24 protein-coding genes, 1 tRNA gene and 1 pseudogene are annotated in these 23,317 nt (G+C 53.3%); 16 read left to right on the top strand and 10 right to left on the bottom strand.

The window, feature by feature from the left end:
* Positions 1-62: 62 nt before the first annotated feature.
* From QRN36_RS17910 to QRN36_RS17850, 13 genes and pseudogenes are all read left to right on the top strand, one after another.
* Positions 63-836, top strand: a complete 774-nt coding sequence (locus QRN36_RS17910; protein ID WP_285425276.1) for an ABC transporter ATP-binding protein — start codon at positions 63-65, stop codon at positions 834-836.
* 13 nt (positions 837-849) lie between these two features.
* Positions 850-1,614: an ABC transporter substrate-binding protein gene (locus QRN36_RS17905; RefSeq protein WP_285425275.1), complete on the top strand. Its 765-nt coding sequence runs from the start codon at positions 850-852 to the stop codon at positions 1,612-1,614.
* Positions 1,615-1,681: 67 nt separating this feature from the next.
* Positions 1,682-2,377: an ABC transporter permease gene (locus tag QRN36_RS17900; protein WP_285425274.1), complete on the top strand. Its 696-nt coding sequence runs from the start codon at positions 1,682-1,684 to the stop codon at positions 2,375-2,377.
* Positions 2,374-3,063 (top strand): ABC transporter permease, encoded by a 690-nt coding sequence (locus tag QRN36_RS17895; RefSeq protein ID WP_285425273.1) that lies wholly within the window; start codon positions 2,374-2,376, stop codon positions 3,061-3,063. Before QRN36_RS17900 ends, QRN36_RS17895 begins: the two co-directional genes overlap by 4 nt.
* Positions 3,064-3,162: 99 nt before the next feature.
* Positions 3,163-4,368 carry a methyltransferase gene (locus QRN36_RS17890; protein ID WP_285425272.1) on the top strand — a complete coding sequence of 402 codons (1,206 nt, stop codon included), beginning with the start codon at positions 3,163-3,165 and terminating at the stop codon, positions 4,366-4,368.
* 295 nt (positions 4,369-4,663) lie between these two features.
* A tRNA-Thr gene (locus QRN36_RS17885) sits at positions 4,664-4,739 on the top strand.
* 164 nt (positions 4,740-4,903) lie between these two features.
* Positions 4,904-6,226 (top strand): annotated as a pseudogene (locus QRN36_RS17880) (tyrosine-type recombinase/integrase); the annotation flags it as partial.
* A 1,164-nt stretch (positions 6,227-7,390) separates the two neighbouring features.
* On the top strand, positions 7,391-8,191 hold the full coding sequence (locus QRN36_RS17875) for a metallophosphoesterase (protein ID WP_285425271.1): 801 nt from the start codon (positions 7,391-7,393) through the stop codon (positions 8,189-8,191).
* Positions 8,191-8,838 carry a dTMP kinase gene (gene tmk, locus QRN36_RS17870; RefSeq protein ID WP_285425270.1) on the top strand — a complete coding sequence of 216 codons (648 nt, stop codon included), beginning with the start codon at positions 8,191-8,193 and terminating at the stop codon, positions 8,836-8,838. Before QRN36_RS17875 ends, tmk begins: the two co-directional genes overlap by 1 nt.
* A complete protein-coding gene (locus tag QRN36_RS17865; RefSeq protein WP_285425269.1) occupies positions 8,828-9,721 on the top strand; it encodes a hypothetical protein in 894 nt (297 codons plus the stop codon). Before tmk ends, QRN36_RS17865 begins: the two co-directional genes overlap by 11 nt.
* Positions 9,714-10,055: a MazG nucleotide pyrophosphohydrolase domain-containing protein gene (locus tag QRN36_RS17860; protein ID WP_285425268.1), complete on the top strand. Its 342-nt coding sequence runs from the start codon at positions 9,714-9,716 to the stop codon at positions 10,053-10,055. Before QRN36_RS17865 ends, QRN36_RS17860 begins: the two co-directional genes overlap by 8 nt.
* A gap of 2 nt (positions 10,056-10,057) precedes the next feature.
* Positions 10,058-11,002: a thymidylate synthase gene (locus tag QRN36_RS17855; RefSeq protein WP_285425267.1), complete on the top strand. Its 945-nt coding sequence runs from the start codon at positions 10,058-10,060 to the stop codon at positions 11,000-11,002.
* Positions 11,003-11,004: 2 nt separating this feature from the next.
* Positions 11,005-11,367 carry a hypothetical protein gene (locus tag QRN36_RS17850; RefSeq protein ID WP_285425266.1) on the top strand — a complete coding sequence of 121 codons (363 nt, stop codon included), beginning with the start codon at positions 11,005-11,007 and terminating at the stop codon, positions 11,365-11,367.
* 302 nt (positions 11,368-11,669) lie between these two features.
* On the opposite strand, the gene QRN36_RS17845 is transcribed toward QRN36_RS17850, so the two are convergent.
* The 5 genes from QRN36_RS17845 to QRN36_RS17825 form a co-directional block, all read right to left on the bottom strand.
* Positions 11,670-12,659: a hypothetical protein gene (locus tag QRN36_RS17845; RefSeq protein WP_285425265.1), complete on the bottom strand. Its 990-nt coding sequence runs from the start codon at positions 12,657-12,659 to the stop codon at positions 11,670-11,672.
* A 359-nt stretch (positions 12,660-13,018) separates the two neighbouring features.
* The gene (locus QRN36_RS17840; RefSeq protein WP_285425264.1) at positions 13,019-13,285 is read right to left on the bottom strand and encodes a type II toxin-antitoxin system RelE/ParE family toxin; all 267 of its coding nucleotides are present in this window, start codon (positions 13,283-13,285) and stop codon (positions 13,019-13,021) included.
* Complete coding sequence (locus QRN36_RS17835; protein ID WP_285425318.1) at positions 13,275-13,568, bottom strand: type II toxin-antitoxin system RelB/DinJ family antitoxin; 294 nt, start codon at positions 13,566-13,568, stop codon at positions 13,275-13,277. Before QRN36_RS17835 ends, QRN36_RS17840 begins: the two co-directional genes overlap by 11 nt.
* A gap of 510 nt (positions 13,569-14,078) precedes the next feature.
* On the bottom strand, positions 14,079-14,660 hold the full coding sequence (locus QRN36_RS17830) for a hypothetical protein (protein ID WP_285425263.1): 582 nt from the start codon (positions 14,658-14,660) through the stop codon (positions 14,079-14,081).
* Between the two features lie 240 nt (positions 14,661-14,900).
* On the bottom strand, positions 14,901-15,845 hold the full coding sequence (locus QRN36_RS17825; protein WP_285425262.1) for a hypothetical protein: 945 nt from the start codon (positions 15,843-15,845) through the stop codon (positions 14,901-14,903).
* 824 nt (positions 15,846-16,669) lie between these two features.
* Between QRN36_RS17825 and QRN36_RS17820 the strand changes: the two genes are divergently transcribed.
* Positions 16,670-17,038 (top strand): DUF3597 family protein, encoded by a 369-nt coding sequence (locus tag QRN36_RS17820; RefSeq protein WP_285425261.1) that lies wholly within the window; start codon positions 16,670-16,672, stop codon positions 17,036-17,038.
* Positions 17,039-17,114: 76 nt separating this feature from the next.
* On the opposite strand, the gene QRN36_RS17815 is transcribed toward QRN36_RS17820, so the two are convergent.
* The 5 genes from QRN36_RS17815 to QRN36_RS17795 form a co-directional block, all read right to left on the bottom strand.
* Positions 17,115-18,452, bottom strand: a complete 1,338-nt coding sequence (locus QRN36_RS17815) for an MFS transporter (protein WP_093465812.1) — start codon at positions 18,450-18,452, stop codon at positions 17,115-17,117.
* Positions 18,453-18,651: 199 nt separating this feature from the next.
* Positions 18,652-19,590 carry a hydroxymethylglutaryl-CoA lyase gene (locus tag QRN36_RS17810; protein WP_093465814.1) on the bottom strand — a complete coding sequence of 313 codons (939 nt, stop codon included), beginning with the start codon at positions 19,588-19,590 and terminating at the stop codon, positions 18,652-18,654.
* Positions 19,587-20,780 carry a CaiB/BaiF CoA-transferase family protein gene (locus QRN36_RS17805; protein ID WP_285425260.1) on the bottom strand — a complete coding sequence of 398 codons (1,194 nt, stop codon included), beginning with the start codon at positions 20,778-20,780 and terminating at the stop codon, positions 19,587-19,589. Before QRN36_RS17805 ends, QRN36_RS17810 begins: the two co-directional genes overlap by 4 nt.
* Before the next feature lie 106 nt (positions 20,781-20,886).
* Positions 20,887-21,798, bottom strand: coding sequence for a LysR family transcriptional regulator (locus tag QRN36_RS17800; RefSeq protein WP_285425259.1), 912 nt, complete (start codon positions 21,796-21,798; stop codon positions 20,887-20,889).
* Between the two features lie 117 nt (positions 21,799-21,915).
* Positions 21,916-22,236 carry a helix-turn-helix domain-containing protein gene (locus tag QRN36_RS17795; RefSeq protein WP_285425258.1) on the bottom strand — a complete coding sequence of 107 codons (321 nt, stop codon included), beginning with the start codon at positions 22,234-22,236 and terminating at the stop codon, positions 21,916-21,918.
* A 178-nt stretch (positions 22,237-22,414) separates the two neighbouring features.
* On the opposite strand from QRN36_RS17795, the gene QRN36_RS17790 reads away from it, so the two are divergent.
* On the top strand, positions 22,415-22,726 hold the full coding sequence (locus tag QRN36_RS17790) for a hypothetical protein (RefSeq protein WP_285425257.1): 312 nt from the start codon (positions 22,415-22,417) through the stop codon (positions 22,724-22,726).
* Positions 22,727-22,986: 260 nt separating this feature from the next.
* Complete coding sequence (locus QRN36_RS17785) at positions 22,987-23,307, top strand: hypothetical protein (protein ID WP_093465820.1); 321 nt, start codon at positions 22,987-22,989, stop codon at positions 23,305-23,307.
* Positions 23,308-23,317 lie beyond the last annotated feature (10 nt).

The raw sequence follows: 23,317 nt of genomic DNA, 5'->3' as shown, positions 1-23,317 counted from the left end.
TTTTTGCGCAAGGGCAGCTCGGTTCCGTGCGCCAGCCCGTTATTGAAATCAGAGGACTGCACATGGCTGAGGCCACGCCCGCCCTGGAAATCCGCGATCTGCATAAACGCTACGGTCAGCTCGAGGTGCTCAAGGGCATATCGCTTACCGCGCGCGAGGGTGACGTGATTTCGATTCTGGGCTCCTCCGGCTCCGGGAAATCAACGCTGTTGCGCTGCATCAACCTGCTGGAGAATCCGCATCAGGGCGAGATTCTGGTGGCAGGGGAAGCGCTCAAACTCAAAGCTTCGCGCAAGGGTGAACTGATCTCGACCGACAACCGTCAGATCAATCGCCTGCGCAGCGAGATCGGTTTCGTTTTCCAGAACTTCAATCTATGGCCTCACATGACAGTGCTCGATAACATCATCGAGGCGCCGCGCCGTGTGCGGGGGCAAAGCAAGGCCGAAGCGATCGAAATGGCAGAAGCATTGCTGGCCAAGGTCGGGATCGCCGACAAACGCCATGCGTATCCGGCGCAACTGTCGGGTGGTCAGCAACAGCGCGCCGCCATCGCCCGCACGCTGGCGATGCAGCCTAAAGTCATCCTGTTCGATGAGCCGACTTCGGCGCTCGACCCGGAGATGGTGCAGGAAGTGCTTAATGTGATTCGTGGTCTGGCGCAGGAAGGCCGGACCATGTTGATGGTGACTCATGAAATGAATTTCGCCCGGCAGGTTTCCAGCGAAGTGGTGTTCCTGCATCAAGGGCGGGTAGAAGAACAAGGATCGCCGCAGCAGGTCTTCGATGACCCGCAGTCGGCGCGCTGCAAACAATTCATGTCCAGCAATCGCTAACGGAGCAACACCGATGCAGACCCTGAAAAATCTTCTGTTGGCCGCTGCCGCCACCTTGGCAGTCGGCTCCAGCGCCTTTGCTGCCGAGACCCTGAAAATGGGTGTCGAGGGTGCCTACCCGCCGTTCAACAACAAGGACGCCAGCGGACAGGTCGTAGGCTTCGACGTCGAGATCGGCAACGCGCTGTGCGCCAAGATGAAGGTCACCTGCGAAGTGGTCACCTCCGATTGGGACGGCATCATTCCAGCCCTGAACGCGCAGAAGTTCGACTTCCTGATCTCTTCGATGTCCATCACCGATGAGCGCAAGCAAGCGGTCGACTTCACCAACCCGTACTACTCGAACAAGCTGCAATTCATTGCACCGAAGGCGACGAATCTGAGCGGTGACGTCAACGCCATCAAGCAAGCACTGGCTGGCAAGACCATCGGCGCCCAGCGCGCAACCCTGTCGGGCACCTGGCTGGCTGATAACTGGGGTGACGTCGTGACCGTCCAGACGTATGACTCTCAAGAGAACGCCTTCCTGGACCTGGCCTCCGGTCGTGTCGACGCGCTGCTTGGCGACAAATACGCCAGCTACGAATGGCTGAAAAGCAAAGAAGGCCAGAACTTCGAGTTCAAAGGTGAACCGTTGTCTGAAGATGACAAGATCGGCATCGCCCTGCGCAAGGGTGACCCTCTGCGCGAGAAGCTGAACGAAGCCCTCAAGGGCATCATCGAAGACGGCACCTACAAGAAGATCAACGACAAGTACTTCCCTTTCAGCATCCTCTGATCTGCCCGATCGATACCGTCGCGGCTCCATCAGCGCGGCGGTTTCTGTCCTCTGACCAAGCAAAGCCATGAACCTCGATTTACAAGGATTCGGCCCTGCCCTCGCGGCTGGTGTGCTGATGACCCTCCAACTCGCCCTTTGCGCTCTGTGCCTTGGCCTCGTGCTGGGGCTGCTCGGCGCGCTGGCCAAAACCTCGTCTAACCGGGCGCTGCAATGGCTGGGCGGTGCTTATTCGACACTGGTGCGCGGCATCCCTGAACTGCTGTGGGTATTGCTGATTTACTTCGGCACGGTCAGCAGCATGCGCGCCATCGGCCATTTGTTCGGCATCCCCAACCTGTCGCTGAGCGCCTTCGCTGCAGGCGTCATCGCGCTGGGTCTGTGCTTCGGCGCGTACGCCACCGAAGTGTTTCGCGGTGCGATGCTGTCGATTCCCAAAGGGCACCGCGAAGCCGGGCTGGCGCTGGGCATGTCGCGAGCACGGATTTTCATCAAACTGGTCTTGCCGCAGATGTGGCGCATCGCTCTGCCGGGGCTGGGCAACCTGTTCATGATTCTGATGAAAGACACCGCGCTGGTGTCCGTCATCGGCCTGGAAGAAGTCATGCGCCATGCGCAGATCGCCGTGACCACCACCAAACAGCCTTTTACTTTCTATATGGTCGCTGCGTTCATGTATCTGGGCATGACTGCGCTGTCGATGATCAGCCTCGCGTGGCTGGAAAAGCGCGCATCGGTCGGCTACGCGAGGAGCGCTTCATGAACTGGGAATTCGTCCTCAAGTGGCTGCCCAAATTGCTTCAGGGCGCCACACTGACGCTGGAACTGGTGGCCATCGCCGTCGTTGCCGGCCTGATCCTTGCGATCCCGATGGGCATCGCGCGCGCCTCGCGCAACGCCTATGTGCGGGCGCTGCCTTATGCCTACATCTTCTTCTTTCGCGGCACGCCGTTACTCGTTCAGCTGTTCCTCGTCTATTACGGGCTGGCGCAGTTCGAGGCCGTGAGGCATGGCCCGCTGTGGCCCTATCTGCGCGATCCGTTTTTCTGCGCCGCGCTGACCATGACCCTGCACACCACCGCTTATATCGCCGAAATCCTGCGCGGCGCGATTCAGGCCGTTCCGCCGGGCGAAATCGAAGCAGCGCGGGCCTTGGGCATGTCCAGAGGCAAGGCGCTGCTTTATATCGTCCTGCCTCGCGCGGCGCGTATCGGCCTGCCGGCCTACAGCAACGAGGTCATTCTGATGCTCAAGGCCAGCGCACTGGCGAGCACCGTCACGCTGCTGGACATCACCGGCATGGCCCGCACTATCAACGCCCGGACCTACATGCCCGAACAGACATTCTTCATCGCCGGGATGATCTATCTGGTGATGTCCTTCGTGCTGGTGCAGGGCTTCAAGCTGCTGGAGCGGTACTTGCGCGTGGATGCCAGCCAAGGGCGATGATCTGACCCCGGCCTGAGAGTGTGAGCTTGTGCACGAAGGCTGCCGCCCAGGCAGCAAAGCCCGTAAGCTTGCCCCCAAAGCCCAGACCGCCGCCCAACCATGCCTCTTCAAGCCGCCGACCTGAAATCCCATTTCCACGCGCTCGACGCCTTCCTGCTCGCGCACCAACACCTTTGGCGTCCGAAACCCTTCACCCATCGCGATCTGCCATGGGAAGCGCACCATCCGCAATTGTCGAGCTGGTTACGGCAGCGCTCGCTGGAACAGGCAGAAGCGGCGCACAACCACCCGGAACAACTCGACGCGCCAGAGCCGTTTACGCAGATCGCCCGACAATCGAAAGCGCTGAGCGAAGTCGAGGCCTTGCCTCGCATCGATCTGGAGAACGTGTCATCGCGCATGAGCGTCGACGTTCCCGGCCGTAAATGGCAGCAGATCGAAGCGTTCGCCAGCAGCCTCAGCTTCAGGAACACACCCACGCACTGGCTCGACTGGTGCGCCGGCAAAGGCCATCTCGGCAGACGCCTTGCTCAGGATGGCCAAGCGCTGACCTGCCTAGAGTACGACGCGAAGCTGGTAGACGCCGGCGAGCGGCTCAGCCAGAAACTCGGCGTGCCTGCCCTGCATGTGCATCAGGACGTCATGGCTGCGCAAGCGGCGACTCGGCTGCAAGCCGCGCACACGCCCGTCGCGCTTCATGCCTGCGGTGACCTGCACGTGCGCCTCATGCAACTCGCCAGCGACGCCAGCTGCCAGAACATCGCCATCGCCCCCTGCTGCTATAACCGCATCGCCTGCGATCACTATCAGCCGCTTTCTGCAGAGGGCCAGACCTCCGCGCTGCAACTCTCCATCGATGACCTGGGCCTGCCACTCAGCGAAACTGTCACCGCTGGGGCACGCGTCCGACGCCAGCGCGACCACTCAATGGCGCGACGCCTGGCGTTCGACCTGCTGCAAAGGCAACTGCGCGGCACCGACGAGTACCTGCCCACCCCTTCTCTACCGATCGCCTGGCTGGATAAACCATTCGCCGGCTACTGCCGCGACCTCGCCGCACTCAAACAACTGCCGCCGCCTGCTCACCAGAATTGGGATGCCCTTGAAGCCGCCGGATGGCAGCGACTGGCCGAAGTGCGCAACCTCGAACTGCTGCGCAACCTCTTTCGCCGGCCGTTGGAGCTTTGGCTGATCCTCGACCGCGCGCTTTATCTTCAGCAGCGCAATTACCACGTACGCATCGGCACCTTCTGCGAAAGCCAGATCACCCCGCGCAACCTGCTCATCCTCGCCGAGCGAAAATGAAACACTTCAGGCGCCCTGCCTTGTGGATAACTCTGTTGAAGAAATTCCGGCGAACGTACATAAAATGCGCTTTGCAGCCGATTTAACAATTTGTTCACTTTTTATACAGCTGTTAAATTTTTGTAAAAACAGTAGCTTGCGAATGAATCGGCAAAATTTTACAAAATCGGTTCTGAGCGCCCGCCTCACGGGCCCATTGTGAATAACGGTCAGCACGACATCGCATAAGCAACGCAAAAAAACTGAAATTAAGGCTTTACTCGATCGATCAAATCCCTATAATCAGCGCCCACACGCCGGTATAGCTCAGTTGGTAGAGCAACTGACTTGTAATCAGTAGGTCCCGGGTTCGACTCCTGGTGCCGGCACCACATTAGGCTCCATTGCATTCCATCGAATGCTCTGGAAGCCCCGAGAACCCGCCCTTTGGCGGGTTTTTTCGTTCCAGGACCCTCTGTCGGGATCCAATAAAATCCCCCATCCCCGGGGGTATTTTTAGGGTACAGCGTCTTGCCTGCATGGAGAACGTAGCCTTATGCCACGCCTAGCCGGTCCTCTCAGCGACTTCAAATGCCGTCCGGCAAAACCTCGCGAACGTGCCTACAAGCTATTCGACGGTGGCGGCATGTACCTCTTCGTGAAACCCAACGGCGTGAAAACGTGGCGATTGCGCTACTTCAAGCCCAGCGGCAAGGAAGGCACGCTGATCATCGGTAACTACCCCATCATCTCGCTCGCCGTCGCGAGGACCAAGCGCGATGAAGCCAAGGCCCTGTTGATCGACAACCTCGACCCGATGGAAGAAAGAAGAAGCGAAGCTAGCTGCTCAACGAGCTTCCCTGCATTTCGAAACCGTCGCCCTGGAGTGGCACGCCGAAATGTCCCGGCGCTGGACAGAGGGGCACGCCAAGACCGTCATGAGTCGACTGCGTACCCGCGTCTTCCCGCTGATCGGCCAACGCCCCATCGCTGAACTCGATACTCACGACCTGCTAGAGATCACCCAGCGCATCAAGGAACGCGGCACTATGGATGTGGCGTTAAGGTACAGAACTACTTGTCCAACATCATGCGCGGGGCCAAAAGGGCTGGGCAGATCACCATGAATCCTGCACTGGATCTGGCAGGCTCGATTCACGCTCCGCGCACAGTCCATCGCCCGGCCCTATCCCTCAAGCGCCTACCCGAACTGCTACACCGTATCGACAACTACAACGGCCGCGAGCTGACACGCCTTGCCGTCCTACTCACGCTGCATGTATTCGTCCGCTCCAGCGAACTGCGCTTCGCGCGATGGAGTGAGTTCGACCTCCAACGCGCCATGTGGGAAATCCCCGATACGCGTGCATCGATTGAAGGGGTACGCAACTCCACACGCAGGACCAAGATGAACGGCGACATTCAAATGGTTCCGCTATCGCCGCAGGTCATCGATATACTGGAGCGCCTGCGCAGCCTCAGTCGCTTTTCAGAGTTGGTGCTACCGGGCGACCATAAGTATTGGAAGCCCATGTCCGAGAACACGGTGAACACCATGCTCCGCAACGTCGGCTATGACACCAGCAAGGACGTGTGCGGCCACGGCTTCAGGACCATGGCCTGTAGCGCCCTGCTGGAGTCCGGGTTATGGACCGACGCAGCCATCGAAAGACAAATGAGCCACAAGGAACGCAACCGTGTGCGTGCCGCGTATATCCACAAAGCTGAGTTTCTGGAGCAGCGTCGGCTGATCATGGCGTGGTGGAGCAACTACATTGATGCCAACCGCAGCGGGCATGTAACGCCTCACGAGTTCGCTCATCCAGTCGGCGACAACATCACCGCCCTGCAAAAAAGCCGTGGCGCATTCAAACGGGGTGAGCCAATGAGATCACCGCAGCCCGCCCTTCCACGCGGATCCATCCAAGCAGGGCTGCAAAGCCGCCCTGCTTGGATGGTCCTCACTTAAAAAATCTAAAGCCCACGCAACTATCTGTGGAAAACCGCTGATTTTCACCGGTGGATAATTTCATCCACAGCCGCAGAATTCCCGAAAATGCGCGCCTTGACCCAAATTATCCACAGGCGTAGAAAAGATCGGGCAAGTGCTGTCGTTGACAGCAACCCGGGTAGCCAGAACCTTTAAGGCTACGCTACACCGTGGTGGTTCTCCCAAAGTGCGATTAGCGTCCGGCGGCTCGCACGCTCACAGCGATGTGATGGATGCCTACTTTTACCAGTGTGCCCACTGCGGCAACTTCCCCCTTTCATAGCTGCCTTGCAGCAACGTATCCGCTTGGCCATTTCCTTGCGCCAACCTGCGCCCGTCTCTTTCTCCCGGAAAGAGACGGGCGCTCCTACCGCTGCTGCAGCCCAACTCGTACAAGGCTTTGCGGCAATTCCCCTCGTGACAATCGGTGTGACAACGCCGATGTCACCAGCAACAGCGATGTAGATGATGATGCCGCAGACCACGGAATGGACTGCACCTGACTGACAGTCAGGCATGCCCCGGTCAACGCATTACTGCTTCCACCCGACTCAGGATCTCGCGGCACCGGTCTCGTCAGCCAGTGCAGCCTCCACCCGCCCACCGGTATCGGTGCTCAGGAGGCCAGATCATGAGATGCCCTTGCTCCCGGTCGTAAGGAGCCGCCAGTCCCGCGTAGTGGACATTCCCCACAGGTCGCAGAGGCCTTGATCCCTGATAACACTCAACATTCTTGGCGGGATGACGTGGGGAAATTTGATGTTCAGTTACAAGAAGAGTTTAATCATAGACATGGTTGGGTTGAGACCGAAGGGATATAGCAATGGGCGGGCTTGGTGTCCGCGACACGCTTAAAATACGATTGCGCGAGATGTGAGATATATGACGTAGCTAGCGGAATATCTCAACGCCCAAATGAAAGAAGTAAATTTACTCAGCACTCCGACAGCCAGAAACCAGCTGTAAACTTAATGTTTAATTAGAATAAAATTTCGCACAACCAGCTACTATACTTTATCAGTAGACAGTAACATAACTATGAATGAGCACTAAATGAGCAAAAATATCATACATCTAACCGACCCTCATTTCGGAAACGAGACACCGACATACAATCGCGAAAAAATAGGTAACGCGCTAATTGAAATCATAAATAGCGCCCCTGGCGATAAAATACTTGTAATTAGTGGCGATATAACTTTCAGAGGACAGGCTCATGGCTATACCGAGGCCACTGAATTCTTCTTGAAAGTTATCGAATATTGCGGCATACCTAGGTCAAATGTTATTGCCTGCCCAGGAAACCATGACATTGTACCTGGAACACGGTTTGGGGAGTTCGATAAATTTATCTATGCTCTACGGAGAGATGATGTTTTTTGTGCTTCCGATAAAAACGAGTCAATTTTTGAAATTGACGATACAATATTTATCACTTCAAACTCAGCATTTCATCTCAATCACACTTACGGATATATCTCTGAATCAACAATTAATAAGTTAAATGCAGAAAAAGAGAAAATCATGCAATCCAAGAACAAGGTGTTTATAACACACCATCACTTTATAAGCCAGCAGGAACTTGATACATCCAATATCAGAAACGCACTTCAAGTGCTTTACTCACTTAACAAGCTAAACTTCGACTACATCCTCCATGGCCACCAGCATTCGACCTTGGATCTATGCGTTGGTGATCACCCCAGTAAAATAGTCTCTGGACGCTCTATGAACTTCCCCGACATTGGATTTCACAACGGAATCAACACAATTGAAATTGAAACTGGTACAATCAAACGTTTCATAAGTACACCTGACAAAGACCCAACAAAGCTAGTTTTCGAGGAACTATGATGGACAGCAAATTTATTGTATTTGAGGGCATTGATGGCTCAGGGACCTCTACGCAGTCAGAGCTATTGAGAGCAGCACTTATTGCGAAAAGTGTAAAGTGCCATCTGACCTGTGAGCCGTCAGATGGCCCCATTGGGAATTTAATACGCCAAATATTCAAAAGACGAGTTGCCGTGGCCAAAGGCTCAAACCCCAATATAACGAGTGGTGATTTGTTTGATGAGCAAATGGCTTACCTGTTTGCGGCCGACCGCCACGACCATCTTTATAACAATATAGACGGCATTTACAAGCTTAAATCTGATGGCGCAGTAGTCATAAGCACAAGATACTATTTCTCTTCCTTTGCATATCACTGCTCCAACCAAGAAGACTTCGAATTGGTTAAGACATTGAATGCGAGATTCCCGGATCCAGACTTAGTAATCTATTTGGACAATCCTGAAAAAAAATCGATAGACCGAATTAACCTAAGAGCCTTTACAGACGAGTACGAAAACACTGAAAAACTTACATTGGCAAAACGAAATTACGAAAAAATCTTCGACCAATATAAGGGAAAAACTTTAAAGCTAGATGCTACAGAATCAATCGAATCCATTCACAGAAAAATTATGTCGGAAGTAGAGGCCCTACTTGAAAATTGAATACGCCGAAATCGATACATTAGAGCACATCGTTGATATTGCTTCTAATGAGATCCCAGATGGCACGTCGAGCATCAACTATGTCATGCCATTTTCCATAACTATTGGGGTCATAAAAGAAAAACCACTCAAAGACGTAACAGATGAAGCTCGCTTGTGGGCTATGAAAAACCGACCTGAAGAACTCCATATAAACCACGGAGAGTTCATCGGCGATGGGTTAGACCAGATGATATCACAACTTAGCAACAACAAAACGAGCAACCGTGCTCTTATATCCTTGATAGATCAAAAAGTGATAGCCAATTCCGGCGACAATCCAATCCCCTCATTTATGCTCCTTCAATGTAACATACATGAAGACACTCTTTACTGCACTGCATATTTTCGAGCATTAGAGGTCACAACTTTCCTCCGTGTAAACCTTGAAGAAATTCGCTTAAAGATAGTCGCAATTCATGACTCTCTTCAAAACTTCAAAAACATTAAGTTGACTATTTTTGCCTTTAGAGCCTACTCGAACAAAAACATAAACACGTTAAAAATCCCGATAATAGACCGACTCAGTGAAGCAAAAATATTTTCAACCCTATCGAAAAACCCTAAAGAAATCTCTGATCTATTAAAGGAAAAGCGCAAAGATTCAACTGTAGTAGTGACAACTTCCTTGGAGCGAATCATATCCTGCCTAGAGGAGCTAGATGACGGCGCGGTAGCCTTCAACAGAAAACTCGCTCTCTCTACGACAAGGACAATCCTAGAAATCGCTATAGACTTAAAAGAAAAACGATCAATTAACTCTCACCATGAAGATTTTGGGGAAATGAACAAAACCCTCAGCGAGAAAACTCTTGAATTATCCAAGGTGATCTATAATGCGTAAGACTCTAGACGAACTGAAGGCAGCACAAAAAAATTTTGACCAAACGCATAAAATTGGAAGCAAGAGCTTCTACGTCGACATAGGAGACTCGAATATTCAAGAGCTAGAACACTTAGCGGTTTGTCTATCGGGAGAATTCGGAGAGTTTTGCAATATTGTGAAAAAAATTTCCCGCGGAGACCTCACTCTCCAAACCGCTAAAGCCGAGTTAAGCGAGGAACTGGCTGACACCTTTATATACCTATTAAAAATATCAAATCAGCTAAACATTGACATAGAAGCAGAGACGGTGAAGAAAATTGAAAAGAATAAGCTAAGGTTTCCTGAGGTGTGACCATGCATATTTTTATCGGAAATGATCTAAACGACGTCTATTTTGACTCACTGCTGCTATCCGAAGATCACACTACTCAGTCAACCTCATCCAGAGTTGGCACCGTTTACGATTTCGGACCGGCATATTTTCAATTCAACAATCCGAAAGATCAGATATTAACATTACGCAACAGAGGCTTTAACCCATATTTTGCCGTCGTAGAGGCTGCGTGGGTTCTAAGCGGTAAAAATACACTCTCTCCCCTTCAAAACATAATCTCAAACTATTCTCAGTACTCCGATGACGGCAAAACATTGAATGGTGCATATGGCTTTAGACTGAAGCAAAAATTTGGATACAATCAGCTGTCTAGAGCAATTGAACTTCTTAAAAAAACCCCATCAAGCCGCAGAGCAGTAATAACACTTTACTCCCCCGAAGACCTTGTTGAAACACAGTCTTTGGACATACCTTGCAACACAACTATCTACGTAAAAATCAGAAATAACAAACTTGACTTAACTGTATTAAATAGATCAAATGATTTATTCAAAGGTATACCTTACAATGTTTTTGTATTCAATTGCATTCAAAAATACATAGCCAGAAATCTCAATATCGAGCTAGGCATACAACGTCACTTCACCGACTCGCTACACTTATATGAATCAGATCTGAGCAAGGTCAAAAAGATAATTCAAACGAACAGCCCACGTGAAACAGCGGTCAGTAAAGCCCCCCCCTCATCAAGTCACATTTATAACAGCATCCTACTTGAATATGACTTTATCGCCGAAGAAAAAATAGATAACATACAATGCTCTTATACAAGACAAATTTTTGACAGCTATTTTAGCTACAGAACTACAGGCAACGCTATTGATTTAATTAAGTCATTGCCGTATGATCAGTTCGGCTTAAGCGCTAAGCTATGGGCTGAGTCATTCAATCAAAAGGCAAAGTAGATATGCTTAAAGTACCTAACATCTTAGTCAGCACTATTGATGATTTCATTCAGTGGTCAGGTGAGACTGCAGATGAGAACATTGAGCGCGCTACGACCCTAAAGCAACTTATTGCAAGCTCAAATATATCTAACAAAGAAAACTTCTCAATCGAAGAGAACAAAACTTTCATTCAATACATTCTTCTTTGCTTAGCATATGGACAGCTAGACCCAGGAACATATCAAAACCCAAGCTTTAAAGTTATTGTCTCTGATAAAGTCAACCGCATTATCTCCAATATTGGACTAAAGAATAAAGGGGTAATCTTCGTAACGTCGATAGAAGAAGATATTATAGCTCTATTAAACGACCCGAAGATATAATAGCTAAAGCTTTCCCCCCTGGGTTTTGTGAGAAAAATGGGAAACATGCACCATCAAAACAAGGCCCACAATATTCTCCAACTGTTAGATATTTAACAACTTTTTCAAAGGATTCAATGAAGCATCTTGCATCAGGGTCACGAACAGTTATTCCCGCCTAGTAATTTATTTGCTAACCCTCCCCTCCACTGAAACTTCCAAAGTTAGCGCACAACTACTTTACTGCAGATGTAATTTCGCTCAGCATGCACTATTAGTAACTTAACTTCATATATCTCCTTTGGCGTTAATAGGCCTATCTGTTAATTGTTTCGTACGACCACTGTTACGACCTGTGGAGTCTTCTTATCGAATGAGTAGTCTGATTCGATCTTACGGTCATCCATTTTAACGGCGGGGTCCACCAAGATTGCGAAGAGAACGACGCGAACGTTAGGGTGACGCTGATAGAAGTCAGTGAGGCCGGCGAGTGTTTTTGTTGTCTCTCTGACATCACCTGCATCCTTTATATGTTTGAATTCTATGAGAAGCTGATTCCCAAACAAATTGAAATCAGCTCTTTTTTCTTTTCCGTCATAGGTAATGGCCACTTCCTCACGGCCCAAGCCTGGTAGCCAAGGCTTAGCTGTAATCCAAAAAATGTTTTGGAAGTCATACTCACTTACAGGTTTAATCGTCCAGCCTGATTTAGCTGAACCATGATTGCTGACATCTTTATTTGCTGAAGGAATCGCCCGAATCACCGAAATTATAAACTCGCACGCCTCGTATGTTGATACCCCTATATAAGGGCGACCGGGAAGTCCGTGCTCACTTGCTGTTGCAAAAAACTTCTGTAGAGCTTGCACTTCACATGTTTCATTCGCATTACCCGGGAGAACTGTCATTTTGAATTGTACACGCCGGTCAATATTTTGCTTTTTATACTTAGTGAAAAAATCGGTGGAACCACTTCCTCGCCTGTACAATTCAACGGCATCAAGACGCGAGATTAAATCTTTATCACTTGACTCTGTAATGAAGCTCTCATTTGCCACGCTCTCAGCTCTTCCATTCTCCATTACGAAAAGATCCAACGCTGTTCTGTGCCTGAAAACAAAGTCCCTGAGACTAGATTTTTTAATTAAATCATTACACTCAAGAAGTATGTCGATATCGGAGCGAGTACTTCGAGTTTGGTATCTACGAGAGCCAAAGATATATACAGCTTCAATCTGCTGAAAATCCCCGCAGAGTGATTTAACTGCCGCCTCGAGATCAAAAATCTCGTCGATTGCGTCCTGTTCCGACATGTGGGTTCCCTTGAGTTCTAACGCCCGCGCGGTAGACGTGAGCTTGTGAGCGTCCTAATCGGTACGTTTGTAAAATGACGAATGCAGACATTTCTATTGCCCAATCGCTCAGCCGGGAAAAATCCCAGAAACGAAACGCAGGGTCTAATTTTGATCCTATAACGTACCTTATAGCCAGATGATCCTTAACAGCTTACAAGTTGCGGTGAAGGCGCGACACTGGGTGGCAAGAAACCGTCCGTCTGGTGCAGCACCATATCCAGCTCCATCGCGTTCCATCGAATGACTTGGAAGCCCCTAGAACCGCACTTTGGCGTTTTTTTTCGTTATGACGTTTTACCTACCAGCCGTTCTGCCGTCTAGTGATAAACCTGTTCCCGCTCACGCTTCTCCACAGCTACCACATAAACAACAACCTCATGATCGATCACCTGGTGGACCAATCGGTACCCGCTACTACGCAGCTTCATCTTGTAGCAGTCCGGCAAGCTATGCAGCCGGTTCACCTCGACCTCCGGATTCAGCAAAACCGAGACGAGTTTTTTCTTGAGTTGCTGCCGGATCGTATCCTCCAGCTTCTGCCATTCCTTTAGCGCTCGCGCATTGAACCTAAGGCTATAGATCATCCATAGAAATCTTCAATCGCTGAGGGTCGGCAAGGCGCTCGCGAACGGTCGCTAGCAGCGCTTCATCCTCATCGGTCATGAGAACAGGTTTGAAAGGCAGCTGCCCGCGCTCGGCGACGTATTGCAATGCTTGGCGCAGGAGCTCGGAGGGTGTGACACCTAACCGCTCAAGCTCACGATAGGCTCGGATTTTGAGATCTTCGCCGATACGAACGTTGATGGATGCTGCGAATCCTCTGCCCTCACAGCAAGAAACCGTTCGTCTGGTGCCGGCACCATACATCAAAGCCCCGCTACGCGGGGCTTTGTCGTTTTTGATGGATGATGTCGCTTGCCTTGCACTCAGCGACGACGTCCACAATACGTCCACACTTCAGATTTCGATCCGCTTGAAGACCTCTTGGACTTCTGCGGGTGAAATAATGATGCCGCCACGGCCCTCGTCGATCTCCTGCTTGAGCGTGACCTTCGCACCGACGCGCCTAGCTGACAGTCAGGCATGCACCAGTCAGCACAATCATGTTTGCACCCGGCTCGGGTCTCGAGGCGCTGGTCTGGCCAGCAAAGCAGCCTCCATCCTCCCACCGGCACCAGCACCAGCACCAGCACCAGCACCAGCACCAGCACTCAGGGCGCCTGATTATCTGGTAAATGTCCAGCCTCCGGGTAGTTTGCATCGGGTCCGCGCCCCACGGTTCCTGCCTGCTGCCTGGATAACGTTCCACTGCAATCGGCTAAGTCTGCTCAACAGCAAAATTGAAGAAACGTGATCCATGATGTTCAACGCCCAAATCTAATTCCTACTGGAGAGGTTCCTCAGCGCTCGCAACAAGTCGATCGCGTCACCTTGGCAGGCAGAAACTGAATAATCCAAAGGACCAGACCCACAGGCCTCCCCGACGAGATCGGTATACCGAAACAGGCAGGCAAAAAACTGACTCACTTCCCTCGCCTCATGTTCGCCTAGAGGCTTGCCCTCTTTTACTGATTGCCAATCCAAATGGGAAATGAGCCTGTTGCGAGCCCGCACGATCAGATCTCTATAATCCTTCAGCTCTTCCCCTCGATCTATTATGTCTTGAGAAATCAGCCCTAGAGTATCGAGATCATTGTTTAAACTTTCCACAGTTAGGTTTTGTCGATGACCACTACTGGCAGGATCAGTGATTTTGCAGATCTGCAAAAGTATGTGTTCAACCATGATCCTATTCAGGTCATGGAAAAATGCAGAAGCAACACGTTCCAAAACAGCGTCCGTAGCCTCCCCTCCCTCATAAAGAGTTCTGTAGAGGTTGTAACAATTGGTGATCCAAATGCACTCCTCACGGAAGTGATCGAACTTTTTCCGAAGTTGGGTCGGATCCTGATTGCCCATGACACGAAATTCCTCAACGGCGGGATGGATTGACGATTACCAGTGCCCCTCTACTGTCAGGCCGGTTCACTGAGCTCATATCTGTTCCTTCAATCTCAAGAAGGGGGGTATTTATTTTCGACTCTGGTTGATGTGTGTCTAGTCCTAAAAAGGTGCAAACCTATTTCAGGACTAGACATTCGCCTCCATACTGCCCATCGCAACGTCCGGCGTGTTCGCCCTAGCTCGCAGCCACCTAATTTACCCCCACCGACCTTGGGCGGTGAATTTTACCTGGCCGGAGCCGTCTACATGTACCGCAATCTGTTGAGGGGGCTCAATAAATACACTAGGAAAACCCCACTCAACGGGCGGCTGGACAACGTCACCATTAGCATCTACAAAAGCGACTCGCATTCCACTCCTGCTTCTCATGAACTTTAAATAATTGCTATTGTCGCCATCCAGCGTTTCTTCAGAAAATAGCTCAAGATACTCCAAATATTTAATAAAATTATTTTGCTTCGCAACATCTCCCGCCAGATATTCAATAGCGGCTCTTATTTGTTTATTATTGCAGAAAAAAGTATAATTAACACACCAAAAGTCTATGATTATTTCACCCTTCAAAGGAACAGACCACTTAATCAGCGGTAAAGATCTCAAAGGAGTCACCCCGCCACTTCCAGCTTCACGTCCAAAAATAGATGAAAGAACTGTGGGTTTAGCCTCATCAAATATGACGCAGACCGGGGCATTAATCTTAGGCTCAAACTTAGCCAAATCATTAAATTCTTTGCTTATAAATATACTTCTTTGCCTGTCAAATATAATATTACCTTGACTAACGCAACCGCGAAACATAAAGCCGCTGGCCACGCCCAACTCCAAGAACAAGTGAATAGAGCCTATAAAGTTATTAACAGAAGCAACGTTTTCGACATCATGGGAAACCAAAACTACTGAGTCAGAAATGATTTCTGATATTTCGAAATTATTATCCGGACCCTCATAGTCATTAGGCACCCCAAAGAAAACTTTATTTTTTGCCACATCAACAAATTGAGAATACTTATTGTAGATTTCCTGGATCCCATATTTCTCAATCATGAAGGAATAGCCAAGAACATCTAGAAAGCATATCAATCTATTCTTGTAATATTTCAAAGAGCACCTTGGATAGGTCATCAGTTCGAGGACTTTCATCGATACGCTACCGTTTCGACAATACGGTGTCCATAGACCGCTTTTAGGTTACTGCCCTAGGCTCTGATCGCCCGCTATTGGCCAACTGCCGCCGTTCGCGATCGCCTTCAACGAGCACAAGGCGTGCGACACTGTCTTTCATATGCACTGAGTGCCACTCATCAGAGCATCCGGTGCCTTGCCGCCGTGACCCTCACCGTCAATTAGACGCTGTCACTACCTCACTCGTTTTCACCAAACGCCATAATTATCTGGTTGATTTATAAAAACCCCATTTGGTATGTCAAAATATCCACCAAGTACCAGGTCCGCGAATCTCTGTCCTTGTAGCAAAAAGCCGCCTGTCTGGTGCCGCCAGCGACTCTGCAAGATCATTTGCGCCCATGACATCGAAGGCATTATCTTCCGGTCATCCTAGGCGCCCCGCGGGCAAAGCGAAAGCCCCCAGACCACCCCCCACCACTCGTCCGATATCCCGCACCACCCCACATCCCCCGGAACCGAACCCTTCGCCCGCAACTCAAGTACATAGCGGCTACGCTGCACGCTGACTGATCTGCCGCACGTCATGGACCGTTCCAACGCACAAGGCAGTGACGATCCCATTTCCGGTAACGGATGTCTTTTCGACCGTCCCCATTCATGCCTCGACTTCACGGCCAGGATCCGCGTGGGGTGGTGGCTATCGCTTTGTGTTTCTGGTGTCGGTGAGGGCGTGTGTGACGAGACGTCGGTTGCCGCGACGAAGAGGAAGGCTTGATGCGCAGTCGGGCATTCGCCTGTCGGCCGCCCTGAAGAACAATCACTGAAAATAAGGAATTAACATGAGCATTCTCAGCACTATTCTTGAAAAACTCGGGATCGGGTCGGCCAGCGCGACGCCGCAGGCAGCGCCTGAGCCGTCGGCCGTTCCGCCTACCGGAAGCACGGCGTCCTCCACCGGGACATCTGCTGGCGCACCTGCAGCACCGAGTGCCGATCAGGTCACTGCCAAACTTGAATCTCTGTCGCAGGCTCATCCGGAGCTCAAACCGCAGAACTCGATCGTGGACTTGTTGAAGGCCTTGGGCCTGGACAGCAGTTTCGAGCATCGCAAGGAATTGGCGAAGGAAGTCGGCATCGATCCTTATGAAGGCTCGGCGGAGCAGAATCTTGAACTGCACAAAGCTGTGCTGCAGAAAGCATCTCAATAACGCGAACCGTCCGGTCGCGTTATTGACTACCGCAGCCTGCGAAGCTGCGCCTGACTTCAGGCGCAGCGTGCAGGGCTCAATCGTGGCTCTTGTCGAGGGTGCGCAGTTTCTCGGGCAACGCCCACAGTAACAATCCCGCCGCAATCACAGTGCTCACGCCGATGACATACAGGGCAGGCGTGGTGCTGCCTGTGATGTCCTTGATGTGGCCGACCATCACGGGGCTGACGATGCCGCCGAACTGACCCAACGTATTGATGAGCGCGATGCCGCCCGCAGCGCCTGCGCCTGCACCGGCCAGCAGTTTGGGCGGAAGGGTCCAGAAGGCAGGGATCGAGGCGACGATGCCGCCGCCGAGCATGGCGAGTGACAGGACGAGCATGCTGGTGTGCTGGGCGAAGATGCCGGCGCAGAAGAAGCCGACAGCGCCGAGCACCACAAGACCACACACAAACTTGCGCCGCTCGCCGCTGGCGTCCGACAGACGCCCGATCACGACCATGCTGATCGCGCCGCAGATGTACGGAATCGCCGTGAGCAGGCCGATCATGACCGGGCTTTCGACGCCGGCGCTGCGAATCAGCTGTGGTGCCCAGAAGTTGAGGCCGTAGGACGCAACCTGAATGAGGAAGTAGATCAGGCCGAGCATGAGGAACCCGGGCATCTTCAAAGCGGTCAGCAGCGAGCCACCGTGCTTGTTCGGCTCGTGCTGGGCGATGCGGCTGGACAGGTAGGTCTTCTCGGCATCGGTCAGCCAGTGAGCGTCGGCCACACGATCCTTGAGGATTTTCAACACAGCGAAGCCGAGCGCGATGCACGGCAGGCCGCCCAGCAGGAACAGCCAGTGCCAGCCACGCATCTGCATCACGCCGTCCATCCCGCCGAGCACCAGACCCGAGATCGGCGCACCCAGCAAGCCGGCGAACGCGGAGGCCAGAAAGAGCGTGGACGTGATGCGCCCTCGGTAGGTCTGCGGAAACCACAGCGTCAGATAAAACAGCACGCCCGGTGCGAAACCGGCTTCCATCGCGCCGATGATGAAACGCAGCACATAGAACTGCCATTCGGCGTTGACGAAGACCATCAGCGCGGTGGCCACACCCCAGGAAATCATGATGCGGGCGATCCAGCGCCGCGCGCCGACCTTGTACAGCATGATGTTGCTCGGCACTTCGAACAGCACGTAACCGATGACGAAAAGGCTCGCACCCAGGCCGTACGCGGTATCGCTCAGGCTGAGGTCGGTCTGCAGCTGGAACTTGGCGAAGCTGATGTTGATGCGGTCGAAGAATGCAAACAGGTAGCAGACCATGATCAACGGCATCAGGCGCCATGCGACTTTGCGGATGAGCGCCTTTTCGGCGCTGACAACCTCGGCGAGGCTGCTGTTCGGGTTCAGAACAGAGATAGTCATTGCGGTTACTCCAGCTGGACTTCCCAAAGGGAGCCCTATTGTTTTTGTTGTCTGGACGAATGCACCTTCAAGCGCATTCGTTCTGGATGTGCAGGACTGCGCGAGCTTGCGATGGCGTCAGGTCTTCCACAGGGATGCGGACAGTTCATCTGCTATCGCAAGCAGGCTCACGCCTACAGGATTTACGGCGCGTCAGGATTCAGGTCGCCAGGTTCTCCGGCGCTGGGTGCAGGTCACAGTTGCGGCCCGCCTTGGCGACTTGGCCTGGCATTTCGTGTCCCAACAGCGCAGGCAAGCCACGCGAGAGCTTGAGCAAGTGCAGCAGGTCGATGCCGGTGTCGATGCCCATCTCTTCGCACAGGTTCACCAGATCCTCCGTGCAGATGTTGCCCGACGCGCCGGGCGCGAAAGGACATCCGCCCAGTCCGCCCAGCGATGCATCGAACCGCCGCGCACCCGCCTCGTAAGCGGCGAGCACGTTGCTCAGGCCCAGGCCACGCGTGTTGTGAAAATGCAACGTGAGCGCAGACGCCGGGAGGCGAGTCAGCACGCGCTGCACCAAGCGGTGCACCTGACGCGGATTCGCCATGCCGGTGGTGTCGGCCAGGGAGATGCCCTGCATGCCCAGTTCCAGGTACGCGTCGACGATCTGTAGCACGCGGTCTTCATCGATCTTGCCTTCGAACGGGCAGCCGAACGTCGTGGCGATGGAGCCATTGAGGCTGAGAGAACTGCCCGCCACCAGCGAGACGACATCGGCAAATGCGTCGAGCGATTGTTCGCAGCGCATGCGCATATTCGCCAGGTTGTGGGTCTGGCTGGCGGACATCACCAGATTCAGCTCATCGGCGCCGGCGTCCATCGCCCGCTGCGCGCCGCGCAGGTTGGGGATGAGCGCAACATAGATCACGCCCGGCTGCCGCTTGATGCCGCGAAATACTTCGTCGCCATCGCGCAGCGCAGGAATGGCTTTGGGCGATACAAAAGAGCCGGCTTCGATGCGGCTGAAACCGGCCAGAGAAAGCTGGTCGATGAGGTCGATCTTGTCAGCGGTTTCGACCCACTTCGGTTCGATCTGAAGGCCGTCGCGGGGCGACACTTCCTGAACGATCAGGCGCTCTGAAAAGTCAGTGATCATTGAACCACCCCATCGGTTTTGAGTTGAGCGATATCGGCGGCCGTCAGGCCCAGCGCGCCAAGCACGCTGTCGGTGTGCTGACCCAATGCGGGGCCTTGCCAGTTCACCGAGCCCGGCGTTTCGGACAGTTTGGGCACGATGCCGGGCATTTTGACCTGAGCGCCGCCGGGCAGCTCGGCGTCGAGAATCATCTCGCGGGCCTGATAATGCGGATCGGCGACGATGTCGGCGACGTTGTAGATCCGGCCGGCGGGGACTTCGGCCTGTTCCAACGCGCGCAGCACGTCCTCGATCGGCAGGCTTGACGACCAGCCGCTGATCGCCGCGTCGAGCATGTCGCTCTGCGCCGCGCGGCCATCGTTCTGCGCAAACTCGGGCGCGTCAGCCAGATCAGGCCGGCCAATGACCTGCATCAGCCGCTTGAAGATCGGGTCGCTGTTTCCCGCGATCACCACATAGGCGCCATCTGCAGTTGGGTAAGTGTTGGAAGGCGCGATGCCAGGCAACGCTCCGCCGCTGCGCTCACGCACATGGCCGAGCATGGCGTACTCGGGCACCAGGCTTTCCATGAGGTTGAACACGCTTTCAACCAGCGAAACGTCGACGATCTGACCATCGCCCTGCCCGGTCTTCACGCGCAGCAGGGACATCAACGCGCCCATGACCGCATGCATGGAAGCCAGCGAGTCACCCAGACTGACGCCAACGCGCGCGGGCGGCGAGCCAGGCGTGCCGGTGGTGTACCGAATGCCGCCCATGGCCTCGCCGATGGCGCCGAAACCCGGACGATCGCGATAAGGGCCGGACTGGCCGTAACCCGATATCCGCACCAGCGTGAGCTTGGGATTGAGAGCGTGCAGCACGTCCCAGCCCAGACCGAGTTTCTCCAGCGCACCGGGGCGCAGGTTTTCGATCAACACGTCGGCGCTTTCAGCCAGGCGTTTGACGATCTCGATGCCTTCAGCGGATTTGAGGTTCAGGGACAGGGATTTCTTGTTGCGCGACTGCAGGTACCACCACAGCGAAGTCCCTTCGTGCAGCTTTCGCCATTTACGAAGAGGGTCGCCCTGCCCCATCGATTCGATCTTGATCACCTCGGCGCCGAATTCGCCCATCAAGCGAGCGGCGAAAGGCGCTGCGATCAGTGTGCCGATTTCAATTACGCGCACACCGTTCAGGGGGCCTGTCATAGCGGATACCTCGAGTGTTTCTTGGAATTTGTACCAAGACTAGAGGACGGCGAATCCGCAAATCCAACCGTTTGTTGGCAAGAGGCGTTCGCAAACCGCGAACGCTCTAGCGAAAGGTCCCACGTAAGTGATCGAACAACAACGCGCTGACCGGTGACAGCGTTGCCCGGTCGCGCACGACGAGAATCAACGTGCGACGGGCCCATGCATCGCTCAGCGACACCGCGCAGAGGCCAAGGGGCGTGCCGAGCAGGTCGAACGCCTTGCGCGGCAGTACGCCGATGCCCATGTTGGCCTGAACCATTCGGCACATCGCGTCGAAGCCTGGCACGTGGATTCTCACGCGCAGAGGCCTTCCGTGGGAGCGGGCTGCATTCTGGGTGCGCATGTTGATCGAGCTGGCGGCGTGCAGGCCGATGTGATCGCTGCCAAGGGTGTCCTCGAACGCGACGGATTCAAGCCCCGCCAGCGGATGGTCCGCGCGCATCACCACAACCAGCTCGTCACGCCGGTACGCCACGCTGTGCAAGCCTTGAACGTCGGTGTCTTCGGAACAGATGCCGATGTCCGCGACGCCATCGATCAAGCCCTGAACGACGCCATTGCTGGGCCGCTCTTCGAGGTCGACCTTCACCCGTTCATGGCTGGTGGTGAAGTCGTGCAAGTCTTCAGGCAGAAACTGAATGATCGCCGAGAGGTTCGCCAGCATCCGCACATAGCCGCGCATGCCCTGAAGATGCTCATCGAGCTCGAGGCCCATTTTTTCGAGATCAGAGAGCATGCGGCGGGCGTGATGCAGCAGCGTTTCGCCCGCCGCCGTGAGCAGCATGCCCTTGGCATTGCGCACGAACAGACCGATGCCCAGCACTTCCTCAAGCTCCATCAGCCGCTTGCTGGCGGCCGAAACGGCAATCGCCTCTCGTGCAGCCGCACGCGTCAAGGTGCCTTCCTCATGCACGGCGACGAAGAGTTTGAGGGTGATCAGATCGAGACGACGGATCAGGTTCTTGTGAAGCATGAGGAGGGTCCCGACAGCTGCGAGCGCCCAAGAATACACGCAATCGCCGCTGCGTCAGTTCAGGAAAAAGAACACAACAGGCCAGGAGCAGCGCTTGTATTCAGGGGGTGTTCGTCGTTACCGCGCGGTATGAACGGTGTCGTGCAACTCGATCGCCAACGCCAGAATCCTTTTTTTGCCTGGCATATCCAGCCGGAAAAAAAGAAGCAGCATCCTGGCTTCGTCCTCGTCAACGCAATAAAAGTAAGCCGGTGGAACGTTCAACGCCGCCGCAATCTGAATGATGGTCAACGAGTTAGGGACGTGCTCGTTGTTTTCGTACTGATTCATCCGCGCGCTCGCAGATGCGGGATCAATGCCTGCTTCGATACCTAAACGCTCTTGGGATAATCCAGCCGCCGTTCGGGCCTCTTTCAGCCGTTTACTAAAAATGCTCATTCACTAGCCGTTAAAAGGCTAAGAGATTCTTAGAATCAGGTTGACCCCGTACTAAGAGATACTTAGGATCGGAAAATAATCAGTCCTGCCCAGTCATGCCAAATCTGTAGCGCGATGAACGCGCTCGTGGGTTTCCTACCGGAACACGCCACGCACAAGAGCTCAGGGAGAGCTGGCCATGAACATCGAAGCGCAAATCCAAAGCCTTCAAACCGAGCTCCAGATCATTGTCCAAGGGGACACGACCGCGTCGGCCACGACTGTGCAGCAATGGTCGTGCAGGCTCGATGAGATACAGAATCAGCTGAACGGACTGAACGCCGCGGTTCAGAGGGTGGCAGACGCCAATCTTGGGCTTGTTCTGGTGGCTCAACTGCTTGAGGCAGCCCACACAGAAAAGCTGAATGCTGACCAGGTCTGGTGCTTGATTGATCCATTGCGGGAAAGACTGGGGCGCGCAATAGAGGAGGTAAAGCTAACCATTCAATAGCACGTATGGACTGACGCCATTCATTTCATTTCAGTCGCCACCCGCCATTCCGCCAGACGGTCCCCTCGCCTTTGCGCCAATATCTGGCTTCCTTGCTCAAGAACCGCGTCGCCACTGGCGCCGTCGGGCATCATATTGATCCAGACGCCCCCTCCCCGATTTCGTATCCTTCGAGTAACGTATAGCCATAGCCGTCGGCCTGTTTCGCTTGTCGAGGAGACAAAGCGCTGCAACCCCGCAACACGATAGAAGGTCACCCCGTGCATAAAGTCAGACTGATCAAATATTTATGGACCCATCAGACCCCCGAGATTTCCTCTGAATGGTCCAAACTGCTGTTCGAAGTGGAGTTGCCGTTCGTGCCGTTCCATGGCTTGAACATCCAGCTGCCCGATCAGCGCGCCTGGCGCATTCGGGACGTTGAGTGGAACGTTGAAGAGCAGACCTTCCGCTGCCACATCGAAGATCAGTTCATGAATCTGCTCGATGTCGACGATTCTTATGAAGACTGGATCGACATGCTGCTTGAATGCGGCTGGGAGCTGAGCGGCCGCTACACCAACGAACACAACAAGACCTGATCAGCGCCGA

It is taken from the genome of Pseudomonas sp. efr-133-TYG-103a, assembly GCF_030209235.1.
Classification (GTDB): Bacteria; Pseudomonadota; Gammaproteobacteria; order Pseudomonadales; family Pseudomonadaceae; genus Aquipseudomonas.
The sequence above is the reverse complement of the archived record's forward strand: the minus strand, read 5'-3'. Positions and strand labels throughout refer to the sequence as shown.

Bases quoted from the DNA above. Each gene is read 5' to 3' on its own strand.
- QRN36_RS17800 (WP_285425259.1), bottom strand. From the start codon at position 21,798: ATGCTTCACAAGAACCTGATCCGTCGTCTCGATCTGATCACCCTCAAA.
- QRN36_RS17820 (WP_285425261.1), top strand. From the start codon at position 16,670: ATGAGCATTCTCAGCACTATTCTTGAAAAACTCGGGATCGGGTCGGCC.
- QRN36_RS17910 (WP_285425276.1), top strand. From the start codon at position 63: ATGGCTGAGGCCACGCCCGCCCTGGAAATCCGCGATCTGCATAAACGC.
- QRN36_RS17895 (WP_285425273.1), top strand. From the start codon at position 2,374: ATGAACTGGGAATTCGTCCTCAAGTGGCTGCCCAAATTGCTTCAGGGC.
- QRN36_RS17905 (WP_285425275.1), top strand. From the start codon at position 850: ATGCAGACCCTGAAAAATCTTCTGTTGGCCGCTGCCGCCACCTTGGCA.
- QRN36_RS17845 (WP_285425265.1), bottom strand. From the start codon at position 12,659: ATGTCGGAACAGGACGCAATCGACGAGATTTTTGATCTCGAGGCGGCA.
- QRN36_RS17890 (WP_285425272.1), top strand. From the start codon at position 3,163: ATGCCTCTTCAAGCCGCCGACCTGAAATCCCATTTCCACGCGCTCGAC.
- QRN36_RS17855 (WP_285425267.1), top strand. From the start codon at position 10,058: ATGCATATTTTTATCGGAAATGATCTAAACGACGTCTATTTTGACTCA.
- QRN36_RS17815 (WP_093465812.1), bottom strand. From the start codon at position 18,452: ATGACTATCTCTGTTCTGAACCCGAACAGCAGCCTCGCCGAGGTTGTC.
- QRN36_RS17900 (WP_285425274.1), top strand. From the start codon at position 1,682: ATGAACCTCGATTTACAAGGATTCGGCCCTGCCCTCGCGGCTGGTGTG.
- QRN36_RS17790 (WP_285425257.1), top strand. From the start codon at position 22,415: ATGAACATCGAAGCGCAAATCCAAAGCCTTCAAACCGAGCTCCAGATC.
- QRN36_RS17825 (WP_285425262.1), bottom strand. From the start codon at position 15,845: ATGAAAGTCCTCGAACTGATGACCTATCCAAGGTGCTCTTTGAAATAT.
- QRN36_RS17835 (WP_285425318.1), bottom strand. From the start codon at position 13,568: ATGTATGGTGCCGGCACCAGACGAACGGTTTCTTGCTGTGAGGGCAGA.
- tmk (WP_285425270.1), top strand. From the start codon at position 8,191: ATGGACAGCAAATTTATTGTATTTGAGGGCATTGATGGCTCAGGGACC.
- QRN36_RS17840 (WP_285425264.1), bottom strand. From the start codon at position 13,285: ATGATCTATAGCCTTAGGTTCAATGCGCGAGCGCTAAAGGAATGGCAG.
- QRN36_RS17830 (WP_285425263.1), bottom strand. From the start codon at position 14,660: ATGGGCAATCAGGATCCGACCCAACTTCGGAAAAAGTTCGATCACTTC.
- QRN36_RS17860 (WP_285425268.1), top strand. From the start codon at position 9,714: ATGCGTAAGACTCTAGACGAACTGAAGGCAGCACAAAAAAATTTTGAC.
- QRN36_RS17795 (WP_285425258.1), bottom strand. From the start codon at position 22,236: ATGAGCATTTTTAGTAAACGGCTGAAAGAGGCCCGAACGGCGGCTGGA.
- QRN36_RS17805 (WP_285425260.1), bottom strand. From the start codon at position 20,780: ATGACAGGCCCCCTGAACGGTGTGCGCGTAATTGAAATCGGCACACTG.
- QRN36_RS17875 (WP_285425271.1), top strand. From the start codon at position 7,391: ATGAGCAAAAATATCATACATCTAACCGACCCTCATTTCGGAAACGAG.
- QRN36_RS17850 (WP_285425266.1), top strand. From the start codon at position 11,005: ATGCTTAAAGTACCTAACATCTTAGTCAGCACTATTGATGATTTCATT.
- QRN36_RS17810 (WP_093465814.1), bottom strand. From the start codon at position 19,590: ATGATCACTGACTTTTCAGAGCGCCTGATCGTTCAGGAAGTGTCGCCC.